Below are 20,377 nucleotides of genomic sequence, written 5' to 3' on the forward strand. Positions count from 1 at the left end.
CCCACCCCGGCAAGCCTGCCTGACCGCGTTTTTTGAAGACCGCCCCGCCGCGGTCCGGACCTTCGGAGATGTCTAGCGTGACTCGTTCTTCCATTGTTGTTTCCTCCCAGCCTGTGCGCCTGGCCTGCCTCGTCCTGGCGGCCTCGCTGGCCGGCTGCAGCTCGACGGACCTGTTCTCGTCCGACAAGGTCGACTACCGCAGCGGCGCCAAGCAGACCAGCGGCCTGGATGTGCCGCCCGATCTGACCCAGCTGGCCCGTGACAGCCGCCAGCCCGGCACCGTCGTCAGCGCCGCCGCGCTGCAACAGCAGCAGACCGCCGCGCCCAAGGCCGCCACCGCCGGCGCCGCGCCGAACTCGGTCGCGCTGAGCGCCGCCGGCGATGTGCGCCTGGAACGCGCGGGCAGCGACCGCTGGCTGCGCAGCTCGCAGACGCCCGAGCAGCTGTGGCCGCAGGTGCGCGCCTTCTGGCAAGAACGCGGCTTCGAGCTGAGCAAGGAGCAGGCCGAGGTCGGCGTGATGGAGACCAACTGGGCCGAGAACCGCGCCAAGCTGCCGCAGGACATCATCCGCTCGACGATCGGCAAGGTCTTCGACGGCCTGTACTCGACCGGCGAGCGCGATATGTTCCGCACCCGCATCGAGCGCGGCCCGAACGGCGGCACCGAGATCTTCGTCACCCACCGCGGCATGGTCGAGGTCTACAGCACGCCGCAGAAAGACCAGTCCGTCTGGCAGCCGCGCCCCAGCGATCCGCAGCTGGAGGCCGAAATGCTGTCGCGCCTGATGCTCAAGCTCGGCGCCAAGGAAGAGGAAGCCAAGGCCGTCGTCGCCGGCACCAAGGCCCCGCCGACCGCCACCGCCTTCGGCGCCCAGCCGCCGGTCAATGCGGCCACCCGCCCGCTGTCCGAGGTGCCCGACAGCCTGCAGATCAACGAGGGCTTCGACCGCGCCTGGCGCCGCGTCGGCCAGTCGCTGGACCGCCATGGCTTCACGATCGAGGACCGCGACCGTCCGCAAGGCCTGTTCTACCTGCGCTATGCCGACCCGAGCCAGGCCGGCAAGGAAGAGCCGAACTTCTTCCAGAAGCTGTTCAGCAGCGATGCCGGCCAGACCGCGCAGCGCTACCGCGTCTCGGTCAAGTCCGAGGGCGAGCGCACGACGGTGATGATCCTGGACAGCACCGGCAAGCAGCAGACGAACGAGAACGCCAAGCGGATTCTCAGCATGCTGATGGACGATCTGCGCTAAAACGCGCCTCAGTCCTCCACGCCACGCCGTCGCGCCGCAGGGCCGGCGGCGTTTTCATTGATTGATCGATCGATCCCAGCGATCTCCGGGCCACCATGCGTTTTTGCAGTCTGGGCAGCGGCAGCGGCGGCAACGCCACGCTGATCGAGGCCAGCCAGGGCATCACCAGCACCGAGTTGCTGGTCGACTGCGGCTTCAGCCTGCGCGAGCTGACGCGCCGGCTGGCGCGGGCCGGCAGCGCGCCCGAGCGCCTGGCCGGCGTCTTCATCACCCATGAGCACGGCGACCATGCCGGCTGCGCGCTGGCGCTGGCGCGCCGGCACCGCGTGCCGATCTACTGCAGCCGCGGCACCTGGCGCGCGATCGGCGACGCAGCGATCGACCCGGCGCTGATCCGCTTCGTGCGTGACGGCGAGGTGCTGGCACTGGGCGATCTCGAGTTGCGCCCCTTTGCCGTGCCGCACGACGCCAACGAGCCGCTGCAGCTGCGCCTGTCGGACGGCTGGCGCAGCCTGGGCCTGATCACCGATCTGGGCTCCCTGACGCCGTCGGTGGCCGCCGCGCTGCAGGCCTGCGAGGCGCTGCTGCTGGAATGCAATCACGACGAGCAGATGCTGCGCGACTCCAGCTATCCGGCCAGCCTGAAGCGCCGCATCCTGGGCAGCCACGGCCATTTGTCGAATGCCATCGCGGCCCAGTTGCTGGGCCAATGCCTGCACGGCGGGCTGCGCCATGTGGTCGCCGCGCATTTGAGCGAGCGCAATAACCGGCCCGCGCTGGCGGCCGCGGCATTGGCCGAGATACTGGCCTGCGACGCGGGCCAGATACCTATTGCAAGCCAGGAACTGGGACTGGCCTGGTTGTCATTGAGCTAGAGATACCAGTCAAAAACCGCTGGTTTACCAGTCGAGACCGGACACGGGACTCTCGTACGCCACAAAAGAAAAAGCCGCCCGGCTTGCGCCAAGCGGCTCTTGCAGCGATCGACGAGCGATTACTTGCTGGCAGCAGCCGAAGCAGCGTCGACGGCGGCCGAAGCGGCAGCCGAAGCGGCGTCAGCGGCAGCGGCGACGTCCGAAGCGGCCGGAGCCGGCGTGGCGACCGGAGCCGGCGGCACGACAACAGCGGTCTCTTCCTTCTTACCGCAAGCGGCCAGGGCAACAGCGGCAACCAGGGAAGCCAACAGGATCGACTTTTTCATATTTGTCCTCAAGAATCGTTAAACGACGATGCAATTACCGGTAATTTTTGAGGCCGCACCTGCAAACATTTGCGAACCCCAGCAATACAAGACGAGAAAAACCTCGAGCGCTTCTCCCGCCTAGCCGTTAATTATAGCGGGTACTTTCGTCACCCTTCAAAGCCCCAGAGTGGTCGCGGCGAATGATTCGCTCGATCGTTGCGCAAGGGCATCAAACCATTCCCTTGTGCGCAGCCCGTCCGAGGCCTCCCGCGAGACGCTGCCGCGCCATTGCTGGGCATCGAACAGTCGCAGCGACAGCAGGGCCCCGCCGCCGGTGAAAAGAGCCGCCGCCAGGCCCGCGCCGCCGCTCTGCGGCTCATAGGCGCGCGCCTCGACGCAATGGCCGAAGGCGGCCCGCCATTGGACAAAACGTGGATGGCGGCGGCGCAGATCCTCGTAGTCCAGCGCCAGCAGGTGCAGGCGCCGGCCCGGCAGGCGCGCCCAGCTGCTCAGCGCCTCGAGCAGCGCCGGCTCGGACAGCGGCCAGTCGACAAAGCCGGCATCGATCCAGAACTGCTCGCGACAGCCGCTGGCGCAGGCCTGCAAAAGCGTTTCGCGCAAGGCCTCGCCATAGGCCACATAACCCTCGAAGAGACCGGACGCGGCCATCTCAGCGCGCCTCCATCAGCGGCTGCAGCCAGCCGTCCTCCAGCCATTGCCCGAGCAGTTCGCGCGCCGGCTCGGACAGCTGGGCCAGTTGACGCGCCGCCAGCCGGCGCTCGTCGGCCAGCGTGCGCATCAGCCGCGCGTCGCGGCCACCGGCGCGAAACGATTCACCGTTGATGAAGACATGGGCGTCGTCGTACATCATGCGGCTGCGCCGATCGAGCGCGACGCCCTCGTCCGGCGCCAGCGCCGCCTCGCCCGGTTCGAACCAGACCTGCGGTTTCGGCTCGGTCAGCGCCTCGCCGAGCGCCCGTTCCAGCGCCAGCGGCTCGCGCAGCGCGCGCTCGGCGGCATCCTTGGCAAAGATTTGTAAAGCCGGCGGAATCAGCCCCGGCTGGGCGGTGGCTGCCTGCTTCGGGTCGGCGTACATGCGGTTCGAGTAGGGTCGGTCCTCGTCGTCCATCAGGCGCTGCAACAGCTCGCGCGCCAGTTCGGCCCGCCAGGGCGAGCGGAAGCCCACCGAGCAGGTCATGCACTCGCCCTCGGCCACGCCGTCGTGCGCCCAGCCGGGCGGCAGATAAAGCATGTCGCCGGGCTCCAGCAGGTATTCCTGCTCGGGCCTGAAGTTGGCGATGATCTTCAGCGGTACGTCCTCGCGCAGCACCGCATCCTTCTGCGCCGCTATGCGCCAGCGCCGCTTGCCGTGGACCTGGATCAGGAACACGTCGTAGGAATCGAAATGCGGGCCGACGCCGCCGCCATCGCTGGCGTAAGAGATCATCAAATCGTCGAGCCGCGCCTCGGGCACGAAGCGAAAGCGGTTCAGCAACTCGTGCGCCGCCGGCAGGTGCAGATCCAGCCCCTGGACCAAGAGGGTCCAGCCCGGCTTGGAGAACGGCGGCAGCTTGGGCAGCGGCCCCTGGCGCATCGCCCAGCGGCCCTCGAAGGCGCTGACCAGGCGCGACTCGACCTCGTCGCTGGCCGCCATGCGCGCCAGCTCGGCGCGCGTCGCCGGTGCCGCGATGCCCGGCAGCGCCTGGCGCACCAGCAGCGGTTTCTTCTGCCAGTGGCGGCGCATGAACTGCTCGGGCGAAAGCCCGCCGAGCAGCGGCAGGGAAGCGGTGATATCCATGGCGCGATTGTCGAGTATGAAACAATTGGGCCATGCAAATTTCCGCTCCCTGCGTCGTCTCCCTGAGCTGGAGACTCGAGGACGCCCAAGGCCAGTTGATCGACGAGCTGGCCGAACCGCTCGAGTTCCTCTACGGCGGCGACGATCTGTTCGCCAAGGTCGAGGAAGCGCTGGCGGGCCAGGAGACCGGCTTCGAGACCAGCCTGGCGCTGGAGCCCGAGCACGCCTTCGGTGACTACGACTCGAACCTGGTCTGCTTCGAGGCCAAGAGCCTGTTCCCCGACGGCGTCGAGCCCGGCATGCAGTTCGACGGCCTGCCCGAGGGCGCCGCCACCGAGGACATGCCGCCGGCCATCTACACGGTCACCGAGGTCTACCCGGAGCATGTGGTGCTGGACGGCAACCACCCGCTGGCCGGCGTCGGCCTGCGCATGCACCTGAAGGTGCGCGATGTGCGCGAGGCGACCGAGCAGGAGATCGAGGCCGGCAGCCTCGGCGAGGCGGTGTTCAGCGTCGTCACCGGCGCGCCGCCGGACGAACCGCTGCATTGAGCCCTCGCCCATGACCTGAAGCACAGGGCGCGCAAGAGCCCTTCCCCTAGCATGCGCGGACATTCATTCCGGAAGCCCCGCATGCCCGCTGCTCGCCTTCGCTGCTCCGCCATCCTGCTGCTCGCTGCCGCCCTTGCCGGCTGCGCGAGCATCCAGCCCGCGCGCATGGCCCTGCCCGAGGGGCTGGCGGCCGGCAGCGATCAGTTGCAGGTCCATGGCGTCGGCGGCGGTACGCGCGGCCAGATCAGCGTCGAGGGCCGCGAGCTGCGCTACGAGCGCAGCGCCTCGCGGCTCTCGCTGTTCGACGATCTCTACAGCAGCGAACGCAGCGCGCTCGCCTTCAGCTGGGGCGCCGACACGGCCAGCTGCAAGCTGCGCCAGCGCGACAGCCAGATCAATGTCGTCGCCATTCCGCTGAAGCCCTGGACCCTGAACTGCGGCCTGCCCGGCGGCGCGACGCTCACCGTCGTCGAGGCCAGCAAAGGCCCGCGCACGCTGCAGCGCGAGCGCCGCGGCGAGTTGCGCCAGGGCGAGCAGCGCTGGACGCTGCGCTCGGTCCACAAGCTCGAGGGCAGCGACTGGCCGGTGGCCGAGCCGATCGGCTATGTGCTGGAAGACCAGGGCCGCGCGGTCGCCGCGGTCGAGACCAATGGCGGCGATCTACGCCTCTTCCTGCCGCGCGATACGGCGGCACGCGCGGCGGCCGCCCCGGCGCTACTGGCCGTGGCCCTCTTATGGAGCCCGCAGTAGGGCCAGGAAAGCCTGAGAAAGCGGGGCCGGGGTCAGGCCTTGCCGGTTGAGCCGAAACCGCCCTCGCCGCGATGCGAGGCGTCGAAATCGTCGACACGGCGGAAGCTCGCCTGCACGACCGGCACCAGCACCAGTTGGGCGATGCGCTCCATCGGCTCGATGCGGAAGGTCGTCTGGCCGCGGTTCCAGCAGCTGACCATCAGCTGGCCCTGGTAGTCGGAATCGATCAAGCCGACCAGATTGCCCAGCACGATGCCATGCTTGTGGCCCAGTCCCGAGCGCGGCAGGATCAGCGCCGCCAGGCTCGGGTCGGCGATATGGATGGCCAAGCCGGTCGGAATCAGCGTGGTCTGGCCCGGTTCCAAGGTGATCGCCGCGTCGAGGCAGGCGCGCAGATCGAGGCCGGCGCTGCCGGGGGTGGCATAGGCGGGCAGTTGCTCGGCCATGCGGGCGTCGAGCACTTTCAGGTCAACGGTAGCGGTCATTGCAGTCTTGTGGCGATGTCGCGGATCAGCTCGCGCGCCAGGCTCAGTTTGTCGTTATGGGGCAGCTCGCGCTCGCCGTTCGCATCGACGAGCAGGAGCGCGTTGTCGTCGCGGCCGAAGGTGGCCGGGCCGATATTGCCGACGATCAGCGCCGCCTTCTTGCGCTCGAGCTTTGCACGCGCATGCTCGGCGAGCTTCTCGCTCTCGGCCGCGAAGCCGACGCACAAGGGGCGATCGGGCAAGGCGGCCACCGTCGCGAGAATGTCCGGGTTCTCCGTCATCTCGAAGCTGGGGATCCTGCCGCTGCCATCCTTCTTGATCTTCTGCTCGCCCACCTTTGCCGGCCGCCAGTCGGCGACGGCGGCCGTGGCGACGAAGACATCGCTCTGCGGCGCCAGCGGCAGCACGGCGTCGAACATCTGTTGCGCCGTCTGCACATCAATGCGGCGCCGCACGCCGCGCGGCGTGTCCAGATGGACCGGTCCGGCAACCAGGGTTACCTCGGCGCCGGCCTCGGCGGCGGCGCGCGCGATCGCAAAGCCCATCTTGCCGCTGGACCGGTTGCTCAGGCCACGCACCGGGTCGATTGGCTCGAAGGTCGGGCCGGCCGTGATCAGGAGCTTCTTGCCGGCCAGGCGCTTGGGCTGGAAGAAGGCGATCAACTCGTCGCGTAGCTCTGCCGCCTCCAGCATGCGGCCATCGCCGATCTCACCGCAGGCCTGATCGCCGGTGCCGACGGCCAGGACATGGGCGCCGTCGGCGGCGATCTGCGCGAGATTGCGCTGCGTCGCCGGGTGCGCCCACATCTCGCGGTTCATCGCCGGCGCCACCAGCAGCGGGCAGCGCTCGATCGGACGCGCCAGGGCGGTCAGGCTCAGCAGATCATCGGCGCGGCCCTGGGCCAGCTTGGCGATCAGGTCGGCGCTGGCCGGCGCGATCAGCATCGCATCGGCCTCGCGGCTCAGATTGATGTGCGCCATATTGTTGGGCTCGCGCGCGTCCCACTGGCTCGTGAAGACCGGTCGATTGGACAGCGCCTGCATCGTCACCGCGGTGATGAAGGCTTCCGCCCCCTCGCTCATGATCACCTGCACCGTCGCGCCGGCCTTGACCAAGAGGCGCACCAGTTCGGCGGACTTGTAGCAGGCGATGCCGCCGGACAGACCCAGCAGGATGTGGCGGCCGGCGAGTTGTGTGGCTTCGGACATGAAGCGGGACTCTATCAGCGCTTGCGGAAGACCAGGTCCCAGACGCCGTGACCCAGCTTGAGCCCGCGGTTTTCGAACTTGGTCAGCGGCCGGTAGCTCGGCTTTTCGGCATAGTCGGCGGCCGTGTTCTGCAGCAGCGGCTCGGCGGCCAGCACTTCCAGCATCTGCTGGGCATAGGGCTCCCAGTCGGTCGCGCAATGCAGATAGCCGCCCGGCGCGATGTGCCTGACCAGCTTGGCGACGAAGTCCGGCTGGATCAGGCGGCGCTTGTTGTGGCGCTTCTTGTGCCAGGGATCGGGGAAGAAGATGTGCACGCCGGCCAGCGAGGCGGGCGCGATCATCTGCTCGAGCACCTCGACCGCGTCGTGCTGGAAGATGCGGATGTTCTCGATCTGCTGCTCGCCGATCAGCTTCAGCAAGGCGCCGACGCCGGGCTCGTGCACCTCGCAGCCGATGAAGTCGTGATCGGGCAGGGTCTGGGCGATCTGCGCCGTCGCGCCACCCATGCCAAAGCCGATCTCGAAGACCAGCGGCGCCTGGCGGCCGAACACCGCCGCCGGGTCCAGCGTCCTGCCGGCTTGGAAAGGCAGCACATAGCGCGGCCCCAGCTCGGCCAGGGCCTTGATCTGGCCGGTGCCCATGCGGCCGGCGCGCACGACAAAGCTCTTGATGCCGCGGCGCGGACTTTCGGGGGTATCGGACATCGGCGGCAGACTCGGTCGGTCGAAATGCGGGCCGGCAGTTTAGCCGACGCGCTCCATCACGATGGGCTGCCCGGTCCAGGCGCTGCCCGGCTCGGCGAAATCGCAGGCGGCCTGCACGGCCGCGATCGCGCGCTCGGCCGCGGCCTCGTCGGCCGCATGGACGATGGCGATCGCCTCGCCGGCGGCCAGCTCGTCGCCGAGGTGGCGGAAGCGGCCGAAGCCGACGCTCATGTCGATCGCGTCGGCGGCCTTGCGGCGGCCACCGCCAAGTTCGACGACGGCCAGGCCGATGTCGCGCGTGCGCAGGCCCGTCAGCACGCCGGCGCGCGGCGCCGGCACCGGGCGCACGACCGGCGCCAGGCACAGATGGGCATCGGGCCGCTCGAACAGATCGGCCGGGCCGCCCAGCGCGGCCACCATCTGCGCGAACTTCTCGGCCGCGGCGCCGCTGTCCAGCGCGCGCTGCAGCTTGCTGCGCGCCGCCGCTTCGTCGGCCGCCAGGCCACCGATCACCAGCATCTCGGCGGCCAGCGCCAGCGTCACCTCGTGCAGGCGCGGCTCGCGTTCATCGCCGCTCAGGTAGGCGATCGTCTCGGCGATCTCCAGCATATTGCCGGCCGTGCTGCCCAGCACCTCGTTCATGTCGGTGATCAGCGCGCGGATCTTCAGGCCGGCGCCCGAGCCGACGGCGACGATGCTCTCGGCCAGTTCGCGCGCCATCTGCGGCGTGTCGCAGAAGGCGCCGTTGCCGCACTTGACGTCCATTGCCAGGCCCTCGAGGCCGGCCGCCAGCTTCTTGCTGAGGATGCTGGCCGTGATCAGGGGCACGCTTTCGACGGTGGCCGTCACGTCGCGCGTCGCGTAGAAGCGCTTGTCGGCCGGGGCCAGATCGGCCGTCTGGCCGATGATGGCGCAGCCCAGCGAGCGCACGATGCGGTCGAAATCGGCCGGCGCGGGCATGGTGGTGTAGCCCGGGATGGCCTCCAGCTTGTCGACGGTGCCGCCGGTGTGGCCGAGGCCGCGGCCGGCGATCATCGGCACATAGCCGCCGCAGGCGGCAACAAGAGGCGCCAGCATCAGGCTCACCTTGTCGCCGACGCCGCCGCTGGAATGCTTGTCCAGCACCGGGCCCGGCATGTCGGGCCAGCGCATCACGCGGCCCGAGTTCATCATCGCGCGGGTCAGCAGCACCGCTTCCTCGCGGCCCATGCCGCGCAGGAAGACGGCCATGCCCAGGGCCGCGACCTGGCCCTCGCTCCAGGAGCCGTCGACCAGGCCGCGCACGAAATGGGCTATCTGCGCCGCGTCGAGCGCACCGCCATCACGCTTGGCGCGGATGATTTCTTGAGCAAGCATGGGTTGTTGGTTCAGTACGCGCTGCCGGAGCCGGCGGCGGTCTTGCCGGACAGGACGGCCTCGATATCGTTCAGCAGGCCGCTGGCGCCGAAGCGGAAGCGCCGCGCATCGATCGCCGCCGCACCCAGGCTGGCCTCGACCAGCTGCAGATACTGCCGCGCATCGGCGACGGTGCGGATGCCGCCGGAGGCCTTGAAGCCGGCCGCCGGCAGGCCGCTGGCCTTGATCTCCTGCAGCATCACGGCCGCTGCCTCGGGCGTGGCCGAGACGGGCGTCTTGCCGGTGCTGGTCTTGACGAAGTCAGCGCCGGCCACCAGGGCCAGACGCGTCGCCTCGGCGATCAGTTCCGGCGTCTTCAGCTCGCCGCTCTCGATGATGACCTTCAAGGTCAGCGGCCGGCTGGCGAAGCGCACCTCGGCCAGGAACTCGGCCACCTCGCTGCGCTCGCCGGCGATCAGCGCGCGCCAGGGCAGCACGACATCGACCTCGTCGCCGCCGGCCTGGGCGATCAGCTGCACATCGGCCACCGCGCGGGTCAGGTCCAGCGCGCCGTCGGGAAAATCGGCCACCGCGGCGACCTTGATTGCGGCCGGCAGCGCCGCCCTTGCCTGCGCGACGAAGCGGGGCCAGACGCAGACCGCCGCGACCGGGCCCTGAGCCGTCTGCGCGCGCCGGCACAGCACCTCGATATCGGCCGGCGTGTCGGCGTCGTTGAGGCTGGTCAGGTCCAGGCAGGCCAGCGCCTGCCGGGCCGCCGCCTGCAGCTCGGCATCCATCATCAGCCCTGCAGCGAGGGCAGCTCGCTCAGGCCGGCGACCACGGCGCCCAGGAAGGCCGCTGCGCGCTCGCCCGAGGCGTTCGCCTGCTGCAAGGTCAGCGCATGGGTCAGCGCCTCATCGGACATGCCGGCCGCCATATTCGTGATCAGGGCCAGGCACATCACGCGCAGGCCGCAGTGGCGGGCCAGGATGGTCTCCGGCACCGTGCTCATGCCGACCGCGTCGGCGCCCCAGGCGGCGAACATGCGGATCTCGGCCGGGGTCTCGAACTGCGGGCCGACGGCCCAGCAGTAGACGCCCTCGTTGAGCACCATATTGCGCGATTGCGCCACCTTCAGCGCATGGGCGCGCAGCTCGGCGTCGTAGGCGGCGCTCATGTCGACGAAGCGTTCGCTGCCGGGCTCGCCCATGATGGGCGAGCGCTGCGGCGCATTAATGTGGTCGCTGATCAGCACCAGCGAGCCGGGCGGATTCTGCGTGCGCAGCGAGCCCGAGGCATTGGTCTGCAGCAGGGCCTTGACGCCCCAGCGCTTGAGCGTGCGCAGGGCGCCGGCCATGCCGGTGCAGTCGCCGCTTTCGTAGGTATGGGCGCGGCCGCGCAGCATGACGACGCGCTGCGCGCCTATGGTGCCGACGACGATCTCGTTGACATGGCCCTCGACCTTGGGCTGCGGGAAGGCCGGCAGCTCGGTATAGGCCAGGTGCTGCGCCCCCTCGACCAGGCTGACCGCGCCGGCCCAGCCGGAGCCCAGCACCACGGCCACTTCGGGCGCGGCGCCGAACAGTGCGTTCAGCTTGGCGACGCTGTCGCTGATCTTCGGTTCCAGGGTCTTGTTGTCGATCATGTTTTTTTCACTCCACTGATTTCAGATTGTCCGGCCCGAAGCTGAAGGGCAGCAACTCGGCCAGGGTCCACTGCTGGCGGATGCCCGAGGGGTCGCCGGCGATGATGATCAGCTCGGGCGCGCCGAACTCGCGCAGCTTCTGCCGGCAGCCGCCGCAGGGCGTGATGAGGTCGGGGCCAGGGCCGGTCACCAGCAGCGCCCGCGCCTGCCGGCCGCCGGCCATCAGCATCGCGCTCAGCGCGGTCGTCTCGGCGCACCAGCCTTGAGGATAGGCGGCGTTCTCGATATTGGCGCCGGCATGGATGCGGCCCTGCTCGTCCAGGATGGCCGCGCCGACCGCGTACTTCGAATAGGGTGAATGCGAGCGAGCGCGCGCAGCCAGCGAAGCGGCCAGCAAGCGCTGCCGCAGATCTTCGTTCAGGGTGAGCATCAGCGCTCCTTCACATAAGGCCGGCCCAGCGCCTTGGGCGCGAGGGCTTGGCCGATGAAGCCGGCCAGCAGCACGACGGTCAGGATATAGGGCAAGGCCTGGATCAGCTGCACCGGCACCTCGCCGATGCCAGGTAGCGCGACGCCCTGCAGGCGGATCGCCAGCGCATCGAGGAAACCGAACAAGAGGCAGGCGGCCATCGTCGGCAGCGGCTTCCACTTGCCGAAGATCATCGCGGCCAGCGCGATGAAGCCACGGCCGGCGGTCATATTCGGGCTGAAGTTGGCGTTCTGCGCCAGCACCAGATAGCTGCCGGCCAGGCCGCAGAGCACGCCGTTGATCAGCAAGGCGCCGTAACGCAGCGCCGGCACCGAGACGCCGGCGGCGTCCACCATGGCCGGGTTCTCGCCGACCGCGCGCAACCTCAGGCCCGGCTTGGTCCGCTCGAGAAAGAACCAGACGCCGGCCACCAGGGCAAAGGCCAGGTAGACGAGGATGTTGTGGCTCAGCAGGCCGTGGCCGATGAGCGAGCCGAACCAGCTGCCGGCCACCGGCTCGGCATAGGCGGAGCCGGTCAGGCGCACGGCCGCGTCGACCGGCGGCGTCTGGCCGCCCTGGGCGAACCAGGCAATGCCCAGGACGACGGTCAGGCCGGCCGCGACCATGTTCAGCGCCACGCCGGAGACCACCTGGTCGCCGCGATGGCTGACGCAGGCAAAGCCATGCACCAGGGACAGCAGGCAGGCAACGGCGATCGCCGCCGTCAGGCCCAGGGCGGTCGAATGGCCGACGCTGGCGGCGGCGCCGGCGGCGAAGGCGGCAAACAGCATCTTGCCCTCCAGGCCGATGTCGACCACGCCGGAGCGCTCGCTGACCAGGCCGGCCAGCGCGCACAGCAGCAGCGGCGTCGTCACGCGCAGGGTCGAGGCCAGGATGGAGCCGATCAGAATTTCATCCATCGCTCAGGCTCCCTTGCCGGCGAACTTGCCATACAGCTTGGCGAACATCGGCGCGCTGACGGTCGCCATCGCACCGGCGAACAGCACGATCAGGCCCTGGGCGGTGACGACCATCTCGCGGCTGAAGCCGGGAATCTCGAAGGACACCTCGACGCCGCCCTGGTAGAGCACGCCGAACAGCAGCGAGGCCAGCACGATGCCGACCGGATGGTTGCGGCCCATCAGCGAGACGGCGATGCCGGTGAAGCCGGCGCCGGCGACGAAATCCAAGGTCAGCTTGCCCTGCACGCCGGCGATCTCGTTGACACCGACCATGCCGGCCAGCGCGCCCGAGATGCCCATCGCGATCAGCACCTGCAGGCGCGGCCGGATGCCGGCGTAATGCGCGGCACGCGGCGCGCTGCCGACCGCGCGCAAGGCATAGCCGGCGCGGCTCTTCCACAGAAACCACCAGACGAAGACGCAGGCGGCCAGCGCGAGGATCAGGCTCAGGTTCAGCGGCGAGGACGGCAGCTCCAGGCCCATCTTGGCGGCCAGTTCGTGCAGCGCCGGCATGCGCGCGCTCTCGGCGAACTCGGCGCTCTCGACCGCCATGCTGCCCTTGGGGCGCAGCCAGTTGACCAGCAGATAGACGTTCAGGCTGCTGGCCAGGAAGTTGAACATGATGGTGGTGATGACGATATGGCTGCCGCGCCAGGCCTGCAGATAGGCCGGCACCGCCGCCCACAGCATGCCGAAGGCGGCCGCGGCCAGCACCACCAAGGGCAGCATCAGCACGGCCGGCAGATGCGGGCCGAGCGCCAGGCCCAGCAGCGCGACGCCCAGGCCGCCCAGCGTCGCCTGGCCCTCGCCGCCGATATTGAACAGGCCGCCATGCGCGGCCACCGCGACGGCCAGGCCGGCGAAGATGAAGGTGGTCGTGTAGTACAGCGTGTAGCCGAGGCCGCGCACGCTGCCCAGGGCGCCCGGCAGCAGCACGCTCAGCGCCTGCCAGGGGCTCTGGCCGATCGCCAGCACGACCAGGCCGGTGACCAGCAGGGCCACGGCCAGATTCCACAAGGGCAGCAGACCGATATCGATCCAGCGCGGAAGCACGATGGGTTGACTGCTGCTGCTCATGAATGGGCCTTGTCCGCGGCCATCAGCAGGCCCAGGGTTTTCTCGTCGCAATCGGCGATGTCCAGCTCGCCGGTGACCCGGCCGCCGTTCATCACGACGACGCGGTCGGCCAGGGCCAGGATCTCGTCGAGCTCGCTGCTGACCAGCAGCACCGCGCAGCCGGCGTCGCGCAGCGCGCGCAGCTGGCCATGGATGAATTCGATCGCGCCGATGTCGACGCCGCGCGTCGGCTGGCCGACCAGCAGCACCGTCGGTTGCTGGCCGATCTCGCGCGCCAGGATCAACTTCTGCTGGTTGCCGCCGGAGAACTTGGACGAGCCGAGGTTGACGTCGCGCGGCCGCATGTCGAAGCGCTCCTGCATCGCCGCCGTCTGCTCGCGCATCACCGCATGGTTGAGGCTGGCACCGCGGCCGTAGACCGGCAGATGCTGGTAACCGAGCACCGCCGTCTCCCAGGCCGGGAAGTCCAGCACCATGCCGCAGCTGTGGCGGTCTTCCGGCACATGGGCCAGCTTCAGCTCGCGTGCGCGGCCGGGCTCCAGCCAGGCCTCGGCGGCGAAGCGGGCCTCGCCCAGCTGCAGCGTGCCGCTGTCGGGAGCCCGCATGCCGGACAGCACCTCGAGCAGCTCGCTCTGCCCATTGCCGGAAACGCCGGCGACGCCGACGATCTCGCCGGCGTGCAAAGTGAGATGGACGCCGTCGAGCTGGGGCACGCCGTTGGCGCCGCGCAGGCTCAGGCCTTCGGCGGCCAGCCGGGTCTGCCGGCCGCTGCTGCGCACGCCGGCCTGGCGGCCCAGATTGACCTTGCGGCCGACCATGGCCTGGGCCAGGTCCTCGGGGCTGGTGTGCGCTTTTGGCGTCGTCTGCACGACCTGGCCGGCGCGCATCACCGTCACCGCGTCGCACAGGGCCATCACTTCCTTCAGCTTGTGCGTGATCAGGATGATGGTCGTGCCCAGCGCCTTCAGCCGGCGCAGGGTCTCGAACAGCTGCTGCGTCTCCTGCGGCGTCAGCACCGCGGTCGGCTCGTCGAGGATCAGGATCTTGGCGCCGCGGTACAGCGCCTTCAGGATCTCCAGCCGCTGCAGCTCGCCGACCGGGCAGTCGCCGACCAGCGCGTCCAGATTCACCTGCAGGCCGGTGTCGCGCATCAGCGCTTCCAGCCTGGCGCGCACCTGGCGCTGGCCCGGCTTCAGGAAAAAGCCCGGCTCGGCGCCCAGCATCACGTTGTCCAGGCAGCTGAGCGTGTCCACCAGCATGAAGTGCTGGTGCACCATGCCGATGCCCAGGGCAATCGCCTGATGGGAGTTGTGGATCGCGACCTGGCTGCCATGGACCTCGATATGGCCGGCGTCCGCCTGGTAGTAGCCATAGAGAATGGCCATCAGCGTGCTCTTGCCGGCGCCGTTCTCGCCGACCAGGCCATGGACGCTGCCGGCGGCGATGTCGAAGGAGACCTCGCGATTGGCCTGCACCGCGCCGAAGCGCTTGGAGATCTCGCAGAGGCGGACGGCCGGTGGCTGTGCACCGGCCTGGACAGCTGCTGTCATGTTGCCGGGGGCGCTCAGTACTTGCAGGCGTTGTCGGCCATGTAGTCGGCGACCTTGATCTTGCCGGCGATGATGTCGGCCTTGATCGCGTCGACCTTGCCCTTCAGCGCCGGCGTGATCAGCTTGGCGTTGTGCTCGTCCAGCGCGTAGTCGACGCCGCCCTCCTTCAGGCCCAGCACGCTGATGCCGGGCTTCCAGCCCTTCATCACGTTGTAGACGGCCACGTCCACGCGCTTGACCATCGAGGTCAGCATGGTGCCGGGCTGCACATGGTTCTGGTTGCTGTCGACGCCGATGGCCAGCTTGCCGGCGTCCTTGGCGGCCTGGTAGACGCCGATGCCGGTGCCGCCGGCGGCGGCGAAGACCACGTCGGCGCCCTTGGCGAACTGCGCCTTGGTCAGCTCGGCGCCGCGGGTCGGGTCGTTCCAGGCGGTCGAGGTCGTGCCGGTCATGTTCGAGAACACCTCGGCCTTGGGATTGGTCGCCTTGGCGCCCTGCTCGTAGCCGCACTGGAACTTGCGGATCAGCGGGATGTCCATGCCGCCGACGAAGCCAACCTTGCCGGTCTTGCTGGACAGGATGGCCATCGCGCCGACCAGATAGCTGCCCTCATGCTCCTTGAACAGCACCGACTGCACATTCGGCTTGTTGACCGAGGCGTCGATGATGGCGAACTGGGTCTTGGGGAAGTCCTTGGCCACCTGCTCCAGCGCCGAAGCCTGGGCGAAGCCGATCGAGATGATCGGATTGGCGCCGCGCTCGGCCATGCGGCGGATCGCCTGCACGCGCTGCGTGTCGTTGCTGATCTCGAATTCGAGATAGGGCTTGCCGGTCTCCTTCTTCCACTGCTCCGCGCCCGCATAGGCGGCTTGGTTGAAGGATTTGTCGAACTTGCCGCCCATATCGAAGATGACGGCCGGCGACTGCGCCCGCGCTGCGCCGGCGGACAGGGCCAGGGTCGCGGCGACGATGCCGAGGATGCGGAAACGGGCAAGCTTCATGGTTTGAGCAGGCTGGCTGGAGGGTTTGGCTGCGCGCCCGGGGGCGCGGGACCCGCGGCAATCGCGGCGACCGCGCATTGTAGGAAATCTCAGTGTATCGACTCCCGCAGGAAAACGCTAAACGTTTGCGCGCTCCAAATTATGCATTTGCGCAAAGGCGAAAAGCGGCTCGACTCCCCCTGGATGGAGGACTTGCCTTTGATCAAAAAACGGCGGTCCGGCGCCGCAGCGGCGAGTCCGAACAGGACATACAATGCGAATAATTCTCGATTGCAAACGACCGCCTCGCGGCACGACAGCCACCCATGCCCATTGAAGTCCCCGCCAGCCTCGCCCTGGCCGACATTGGCGACGCCCTCTGCGTGCAAAGCGTCAGCGCGCCCAGCCATGCCCCGGAATGGGCCGGCTGGCTCGAAGAGATCGGCTTCCTGCCCGGCGAGCCGGTGCGCGTGATGGCACGCGGCGTGCCGGGCGCCGATCCGCTGGTCGTGCGCGTCGGCGAATCGACCTTTGCGCTGCGCCGCGCCGAGGCGGAATGCGTGAAGGTCGGCCGCGCCGAGGCGGCGCAATGAGCGCCGCCGAAGCCGTCGTCCACGTTCACCCGGCCGGCCGTCTGCTGGCCCTGGTCGGCAATCCGAACTGCGGCAAGACCGCCCTCTTCAACCGCCTGACCGGCAGCAACCAGAAGGTCGCCAACTACGCCGGCGTCACCGTCGAGCGCAAGGAAGGCCGCCTGAAGAGCGCCGCCGGCAAGACGCTGCGCCTCTTGGACCTGCCCGGCACCTACAGCCTGCATCCGCGCTCGCCCGACGAACGCGTCACCTGCGATGTGCTGGCCGGCCGCGCGCGCGGCGAGAAGCGGCCCGATCTAGTCGTCTGCGTGCTCGACGCCACCAATCTGCGCCGCAATCTGCGTCTGGTGCTGGCCGTCAAGCGCCTGGGCCTGCCGGTAGTCATCGCGTTGAACATGGCCGATCTGGCCGCGCGGCGTGGCCTGGCCATCGACGTCGAGGCGCTGGGCCAGCGACTGGGCGTGCCGGTCGTGCGCACGGTGGCGACGCAGGGCGAAGGCATAGACGAGTTGAAGGCCTTGCTGGACCGGCCCGATGTCTGGTCGCCCAGCGGTGGCGTCGCCGTCGCCAGCCCGGCCAGCCAGGAGGCCGATCACGCGGCCGTGCGCCAGATCCTGCAATCGCTGAATCTGGACCGCCACCTGCCCCATCTGCCCAGCGACCGGGTCGACCGCGTGCTGCTGCATCCGCTCGTTGGCCCGCTGATCCTGATGGTCGTGCTCTTCCTCCTCTTCCAGGCGGTGTTCTCCTGGGCCGAGGCGCCGATGGATGCGATCAAGGCCGGCATGGCCGCGCTCGGCGAAGCCGTCGGCGGCGCCCTGCCCGACGGCTATCTGCGCAGCCTGATCGTCGACGGCGTGATCGCCGGCGCCGGCAGCGTGCTGGTCTTCCTGCCACAGATCTTGATCCTGTTCTTCTTCATCCTGGTGCTCGAGGAATCGGGCTATCTGCCGCGCGCCGCCTTTTTGCTGGACCGGCTGATGGGCAGCGTCGGCCTCTCGGGCCGCAGCTTCATCCCGCTGCTGTCCAGCTTCGCCTGCGCGATCCCCGGCATCATGGCCACGCGCTCGATCGCCAATCCGCGCGACCGCCTGGTGACCATCATGATCGCGCCGCTGATGACCTGCTCGGCACGGCTGCCGGTCTATGCGCTGCTGATCGGCGCCTTCATCCCGAACCGCGAGGTCGGGGGCGGGCTGGAACTGCAGGGCCTGGTGCTGTTCGGCCTCTACCTGGCCGGCATCGTCGGCGCGCTGGCGGTGGCCTGGGTGCTCAAGCGCTTCACCAGCGCCGGCTCGCAGGTGCGGCCGCTGATGATGGAGCTGCCCAACTACCACTGGCCGCATCCGCGCAATATCGCCATCGGCCTGTGGCAGCGCACCGAGATCTTCGTCAAGCGCGTCGGCGGCATCATCATGATCCTGACGATCGCGCTGTGGGCGCTGTCCAGCTTCCCGGCGCCGCCGGCCGGCGCGCCGGGCCCGGCGATCGAGTACTCGATCGCCGGCTGGCTGGGCCGCGGGCTGGCGACCGTGCTGGAGCCGATCGGCTTCAACTGGCAGATCAGCCTGGCCCTGGTGCCCGGCATGGCCGCGCGCGAGGTTGCCGTCAGCGCGTTGGGCACCGTCTATGCGCTGTCGTCCACCGCCGAGGACGCGGCCCAGGCGCTGAGCCCGCTGATCGCCGAGAGCTGGAGCCTGCCGACCGCGCTGTCGCTGCTGGCCTGGTATGTGTTCGCGCCGCAATGCATCTCGACGCTGGCGGCCGTCAAGCGCGAGACCGGCGGCTACAAGCTGCCGGCCATCATGCTCGGCTATCTGTTCGCGCTGGCCTACGCGGCCTCCTTCATCACCTACCGCGTCAGCAGCTGGCTGCTAGGCTGAGCCGGCCAGGCGCCTGACGCGCCGGTGGGTGGCGCGCGCATGCGGCACCCAGCCCAGCGTCACCCAGCGACGCCACATGATCAGGCCGCGTATCCACTCGTCGGCCGCATAGGCGATCCAGACGCCGACCAGGCCCAGGCCCAGGTGCACGCCCAGGAGCCAGCTGCCGCCGGCCAGCACGATGAGCATCGAGGCGGCCCCCGCGGCCACCGGGAAGCGCGCATCGCCGGCCGCGCGCAAGGCATTGATGACGACCAGATTGAAGGTGCGGCCCGGCTCCAGCAGCACGGTCCACCACATCAGCGTCGTGCCCAGCGCGATGATGTGCGCGTCCTGCGTGAAGGCGCGCAAGAGCCAGGGCGCGGCCAGCGCCGCCGCCGTCGCGACGACCACGCTCACCGCCAGGCCCAGCGCCAGCGTGCGCCGCACCAGCCGGTAGGCATCGTGCAGATGACCGGCGCCTATCATGTGGCCAACGATGATCTCGGCCGCAAAGCCGGTCGCCAGGCCGAACAGCAGCACGCCATACATCAGCTGCGAGGCATAGGCCTGCGTCGCCAGCGCCTGCGCGCCCAGGGTGCCGACCACCGCCACCGAGACCATGAAGGCGAGCCGGTAGGCAATGTTCTCGGCCGCGCCGGGCAGGCCGATATGCAGGATGGCCGCCAGCTCGGCACGCGGCAGCCGCCACCAGTCCGGCGCATGCGGCCGCAGATTCAGCCGCGCCCGCCACAGCCATAGATGCAGGCCCAGGCCCAGCGCACGCGCGGCAATCAGCGCCAGCGCATAGCCGGGCAGGCCCAGGCGCGGCATCAGCGGCAGGGCCAGCGCCAGCGTCGCCAGCTGCATCGCGACGATCACCATCAAGGTGTCGCGCGTGCGCAGATGGGCGCGCATCACGCTGCCCATCGAGGCATTCCAGGCATCGAGCAGCAGCGCTGGCGCCAGCCATTGCAGCAGCGGCGCGGCCAGCGGCAGCAGGCCCTCGGGCGCGTTCAGCAGACGTAGCAACGGCGTTGTCGCCAGCAGGGCCAGGCTGGCCGAGAACAGGCCCAGCCAGCTGCTGGCGCCGACGGCGGCGCGCGCCAGCGCATCGGCCTGGTCACGCCGGCCGCCGCCCAGGCTTTGCGTGACGACGACGCTGACGCCGGCGCCAACGATGCGGAACAGGATGAACAGCGTGCCGCCGACATGGTTGGCCAGCGCGAAGGCGGCGCCGCTGTCGTCGGACAGCCGCGCGGCCAACGCCGTGCCGACGACGCCGACGCCGATGCCCAGCAGCAGTTCCAGAAACAGGGGCCAGGCAAGCGAGAACAGGGGGGGACGGGAGGCGGTGGCGGACATCGGGAACACAGGCGGTTGCGGGCGCCACTGTAGCCGGCGCGGCCGTAACCGTGCCGTTACCGCGCCCTGATCGGCCCCTCAGCGGGCCCGGACCTGCAGCTCGTCGATGACCTGCTCGACCTCGTCGACGCCGCCGAGCAGTTCGACCAGCGCCCTCGCCTGCTCGCGGCTGCGCACGCAGCCCTGCAAGACGATCCAGCGCCGCTGGCCCGTTGCCCAGACGCTGCTGTCGGCGAAGCGCCCGTCGGCCGCCACCGCGCGAACGACGCGCGCCATGATCTCCTTGTCGTAGAGATAGGAGTTCGGCAAGCGGCAGCGGCCCGCCTGGTAGCAGCTGGTGCCGCGCTCGGCGCGGCCATGCGCCTGCGCGCGCATCTGCGCCTCGGTGATCAGCGGCCCCGCGGGCAGCGGGCAGGCGGCAATGCCGGCGCTCAGTCGCTCGAAGGGATCATTGAAATAGTTGGCGCGGGGCTGCGCCGCCGCCAGCGCCGGCAGCAGGAGCGCAAGCCATAGCGCGAGCCAGATCGAGAGGCGGCAGGGCGTCATCGCGGGCAGCCTAGCTAGGGCACACCCGCTGCGCAAGCGGGCGCCGATGCGCTAGCGTGAGCCC

At 69.4% G+C, this 20,377-nt stretch carries 22 protein-coding genes; 6 read left to right on the forward strand and 16 right to left on the reverse strand.

Annotated elements, in window-relative coordinates; genetic code table 11:
- Nucleotides 1-77 precede the first annotated feature (77 nt).
- Entirely contained in the window at nt 78-1,250 is a 1,173-nt protein-coding gene (gene bamC / locus QWJ38_RS16480; RefSeq protein WP_434063990.1) for an NlpB/DapX family lipoprotein, read from the forward strand.
- A 95-nt stretch (nt 1,251-1,345) separates the two neighbouring features.
- Nucleotides 1,346-2,125 carry an MBL fold metallo-hydrolase gene (locus tag QWJ38_RS16485; protein WP_290360192.1) on the forward strand — a complete coding sequence of 260 codons (780 nt, stop codon included), beginning with the start codon at nt 1,346-1,348 and terminating at the stop codon, nt 2,123-2,125.
- A gap of 119 nt (nt 2,126-2,244) precedes the next feature.
- On the opposite strand, the gene QWJ38_RS16490 is transcribed toward QWJ38_RS16485, so the two are convergent.
- From QWJ38_RS16490 to QWJ38_RS16500, 3 genes are all read right to left on the reverse strand, one after another.
- Nucleotides 2,245-2,451 carry a hypothetical protein gene (locus tag QWJ38_RS16490; RefSeq protein WP_290360193.1) on the reverse strand — a complete coding sequence of 69 codons (207 nt, stop codon included), beginning with the start codon at nt 2,449-2,451 and terminating at the stop codon, nt 2,245-2,247.
- Between the two features lie 156 nt (nt 2,452-2,607).
- Nucleotides 2,608-3,102: a hypothetical protein gene (locus QWJ38_RS16495; protein WP_290360194.1), complete on the reverse strand. Its 495-nt coding sequence runs from the start codon at nt 3,100-3,102 to the stop codon at nt 2,608-2,610.
- A gap of 1 nt (nt 3,103) precedes the next feature.
- Nucleotides 3,104-4,231 carry a JmjC domain-containing protein gene (locus QWJ38_RS16500; protein ID WP_290360195.1) on the reverse strand — a complete coding sequence of 376 codons (1,128 nt, stop codon included), beginning with the start codon at nt 4,229-4,231 and terminating at the stop codon, nt 3,104-3,106.
- A gap of 32 nt (nt 4,232-4,263) precedes the next feature.
- On the opposite strand from QWJ38_RS16500, the gene QWJ38_RS16505 reads away from it, so the two are divergent.
- Together QWJ38_RS16505 and QWJ38_RS16510 are read left to right on the forward strand one after the other, a co-directional pair.
- Nucleotides 4,264-4,782 (forward strand): FKBP-type peptidyl-prolyl cis-trans isomerase, encoded by a 519-nt coding sequence (locus QWJ38_RS16505; protein ID WP_290360196.1) that lies wholly within the window; start codon nt 4,264-4,266, stop codon nt 4,780-4,782.
- Nucleotides 4,783-4,863: 81 nt separating this feature from the next.
- Nucleotides 4,864-5,532, forward strand: coding sequence for a hypothetical protein (locus QWJ38_RS16510; RefSeq protein ID WP_290360197.1), 669 nt, complete (start codon nt 4,864-4,866; stop codon nt 5,530-5,532).
- A 32-nt stretch (nt 5,533-5,564) separates the two neighbouring features.
- Here the strand turns inward: QWJ38_RS16510 and dut are convergent, their stop codons facing one another.
- The 11 genes from dut to QWJ38_RS16565 are packed head-to-tail and all read right to left on the reverse strand — an operon-like array spanning nt 5,565 to nt 15,968.
- The gene (gene dut, locus QWJ38_RS16515; RefSeq protein ID WP_290360198.1) at nt 5,565-6,017 is read right to left on the reverse strand and encodes a dUTP diphosphatase; all 453 of its coding nucleotides are present in this window, start codon (nt 6,015-6,017) and stop codon (nt 5,565-5,567) included.
- Complete coding sequence (coaBC, locus tag QWJ38_RS16520; RefSeq protein WP_290360199.1) at nt 6,014-7,225, reverse strand: bifunctional phosphopantothenoylcysteine decarboxylase/phosphopantothenate--cysteine ligase CoaBC; 1,212 nt, start codon at nt 7,223-7,225, stop codon at nt 6,014-6,016. Before coaBC ends, dut begins: the two co-directional genes overlap by 4 nt.
- A 14-nt stretch (nt 7,226-7,239) precedes the next feature.
- Nucleotides 7,240-7,929, reverse strand: a complete 690-nt coding sequence (gene trmB, locus QWJ38_RS16525) for a tRNA (guanosine(46)-N7)-methyltransferase TrmB (protein WP_290360200.1) — start codon at nt 7,927-7,929, stop codon at nt 7,240-7,242.
- 39 nt (nt 7,930-7,968) lie between these two features.
- Nucleotides 7,969-9,285 (reverse strand): thymidine phosphorylase, encoded by a 1,317-nt coding sequence (gene deoA, locus QWJ38_RS16530; protein WP_290360201.1) that lies wholly within the window; start codon nt 9,283-9,285, stop codon nt 7,969-7,971.
- An 11-nt stretch (nt 9,286-9,296) separates the two neighbouring features.
- Entirely contained in the window at nt 9,297-10,064 is a 768-nt protein-coding gene (gene deoC, locus QWJ38_RS16535; RefSeq protein WP_290360202.1) for a deoxyribose-phosphate aldolase, read from the reverse strand.
- The gene (locus tag QWJ38_RS16540) at nt 10,064-10,909 is read right to left on the reverse strand and encodes a purine-nucleoside phosphorylase (RefSeq protein WP_290360203.1); all 846 of its coding nucleotides are present in this window, start codon (nt 10,907-10,909) and stop codon (nt 10,064-10,066) included. The genes deoC and QWJ38_RS16540 overlap by 1 nt, the downstream gene beginning before the upstream one ends.
- A gap of 7 nt (nt 10,910-10,916) precedes the next feature.
- A complete protein-coding gene (gene cdd / locus QWJ38_RS16545; protein ID WP_290360204.1) occupies nt 10,917-11,339 on the reverse strand; it encodes a cytidine deaminase in 423 nt (140 codons plus the stop codon).
- Complete coding sequence (locus QWJ38_RS16550; protein ID WP_290360205.1) at nt 11,339-12,298, reverse strand: ABC transporter permease; 960 nt, start codon at nt 12,296-12,298, stop codon at nt 11,339-11,341. The genes cdd and QWJ38_RS16550 overlap by 1 nt, the downstream gene beginning before the upstream one ends.
- A 3-nt stretch (nt 12,299-12,301) precedes the next feature.
- Nucleotides 12,302-13,417, reverse strand: a complete 1,116-nt coding sequence (locus tag QWJ38_RS16555; RefSeq protein WP_290360206.1) for an ABC transporter permease — start codon at nt 13,415-13,417, stop codon at nt 12,302-12,304.
- Nucleotides 13,414-14,967, reverse strand: coding sequence for an ABC transporter ATP-binding protein (locus tag QWJ38_RS16560; RefSeq protein WP_290360207.1), 1,554 nt, complete (start codon nt 14,965-14,967; stop codon nt 13,414-13,416). Before QWJ38_RS16560 ends, QWJ38_RS16555 begins: the two co-directional genes overlap by 4 nt.
- A gap of 14 nt (nt 14,968-14,981) precedes the next feature.
- Complete coding sequence (locus QWJ38_RS16565; protein WP_290360208.1) at nt 14,982-15,968, reverse strand: BMP family lipoprotein; 987 nt, start codon at nt 15,966-15,968, stop codon at nt 14,982-14,984.
- 305 nt (nt 15,969-16,273) lie between these two features.
- Here QWJ38_RS16565 and QWJ38_RS16570 point away from each other — a divergent pair, with 305 nt between their 5' ends.
- Nucleotides 16,274-16,540, forward strand: a complete 267-nt coding sequence (locus tag QWJ38_RS16570) for a FeoA family protein (protein WP_290360209.1) — start codon at nt 16,274-16,276, stop codon at nt 16,538-16,540.
- Nucleotides 16,537-18,423 (forward strand): ferrous iron transporter B, encoded by a 1,887-nt coding sequence (gene feoB / locus QWJ38_RS16575; RefSeq protein WP_290360210.1) that lies wholly within the window; start codon nt 16,537-16,539, stop codon nt 18,421-18,423. The genes QWJ38_RS16570 and feoB overlap by 4 nt, the downstream gene beginning before the upstream one ends.
- On the opposite strand, the gene QWJ38_RS16580 is transcribed toward feoB, so the two are convergent.
- A complete protein-coding gene (locus tag QWJ38_RS16580; RefSeq protein WP_290360211.1) occupies nt 18,415-19,767 on the reverse strand; it encodes an MATE family efflux transporter in 1,353 nt (450 codons plus the stop codon). The two genes, feoB and QWJ38_RS16580, sit on opposite strands and share 9 nt — an antisense overlap.
- A gap of 78 nt (nt 19,768-19,845) precedes the next feature.
- The gene (locus tag QWJ38_RS16585) at nt 19,846-20,313 is read right to left on the reverse strand and encodes a BON domain-containing protein (protein WP_290360212.1); all 468 of its coding nucleotides are present in this window, start codon (nt 20,311-20,313) and stop codon (nt 19,846-19,848) included.
- Nucleotides 20,314-20,377 lie beyond the last annotated feature (64 nt).

Source organism: Roseateles violae (assembly GCF_030410485.1).
Classification (GTDB): Bacteria; Pseudomonadota; Gammaproteobacteria; order Burkholderiales; family Burkholderiaceae_C; genus Roseateles_D; species Roseateles_D violae.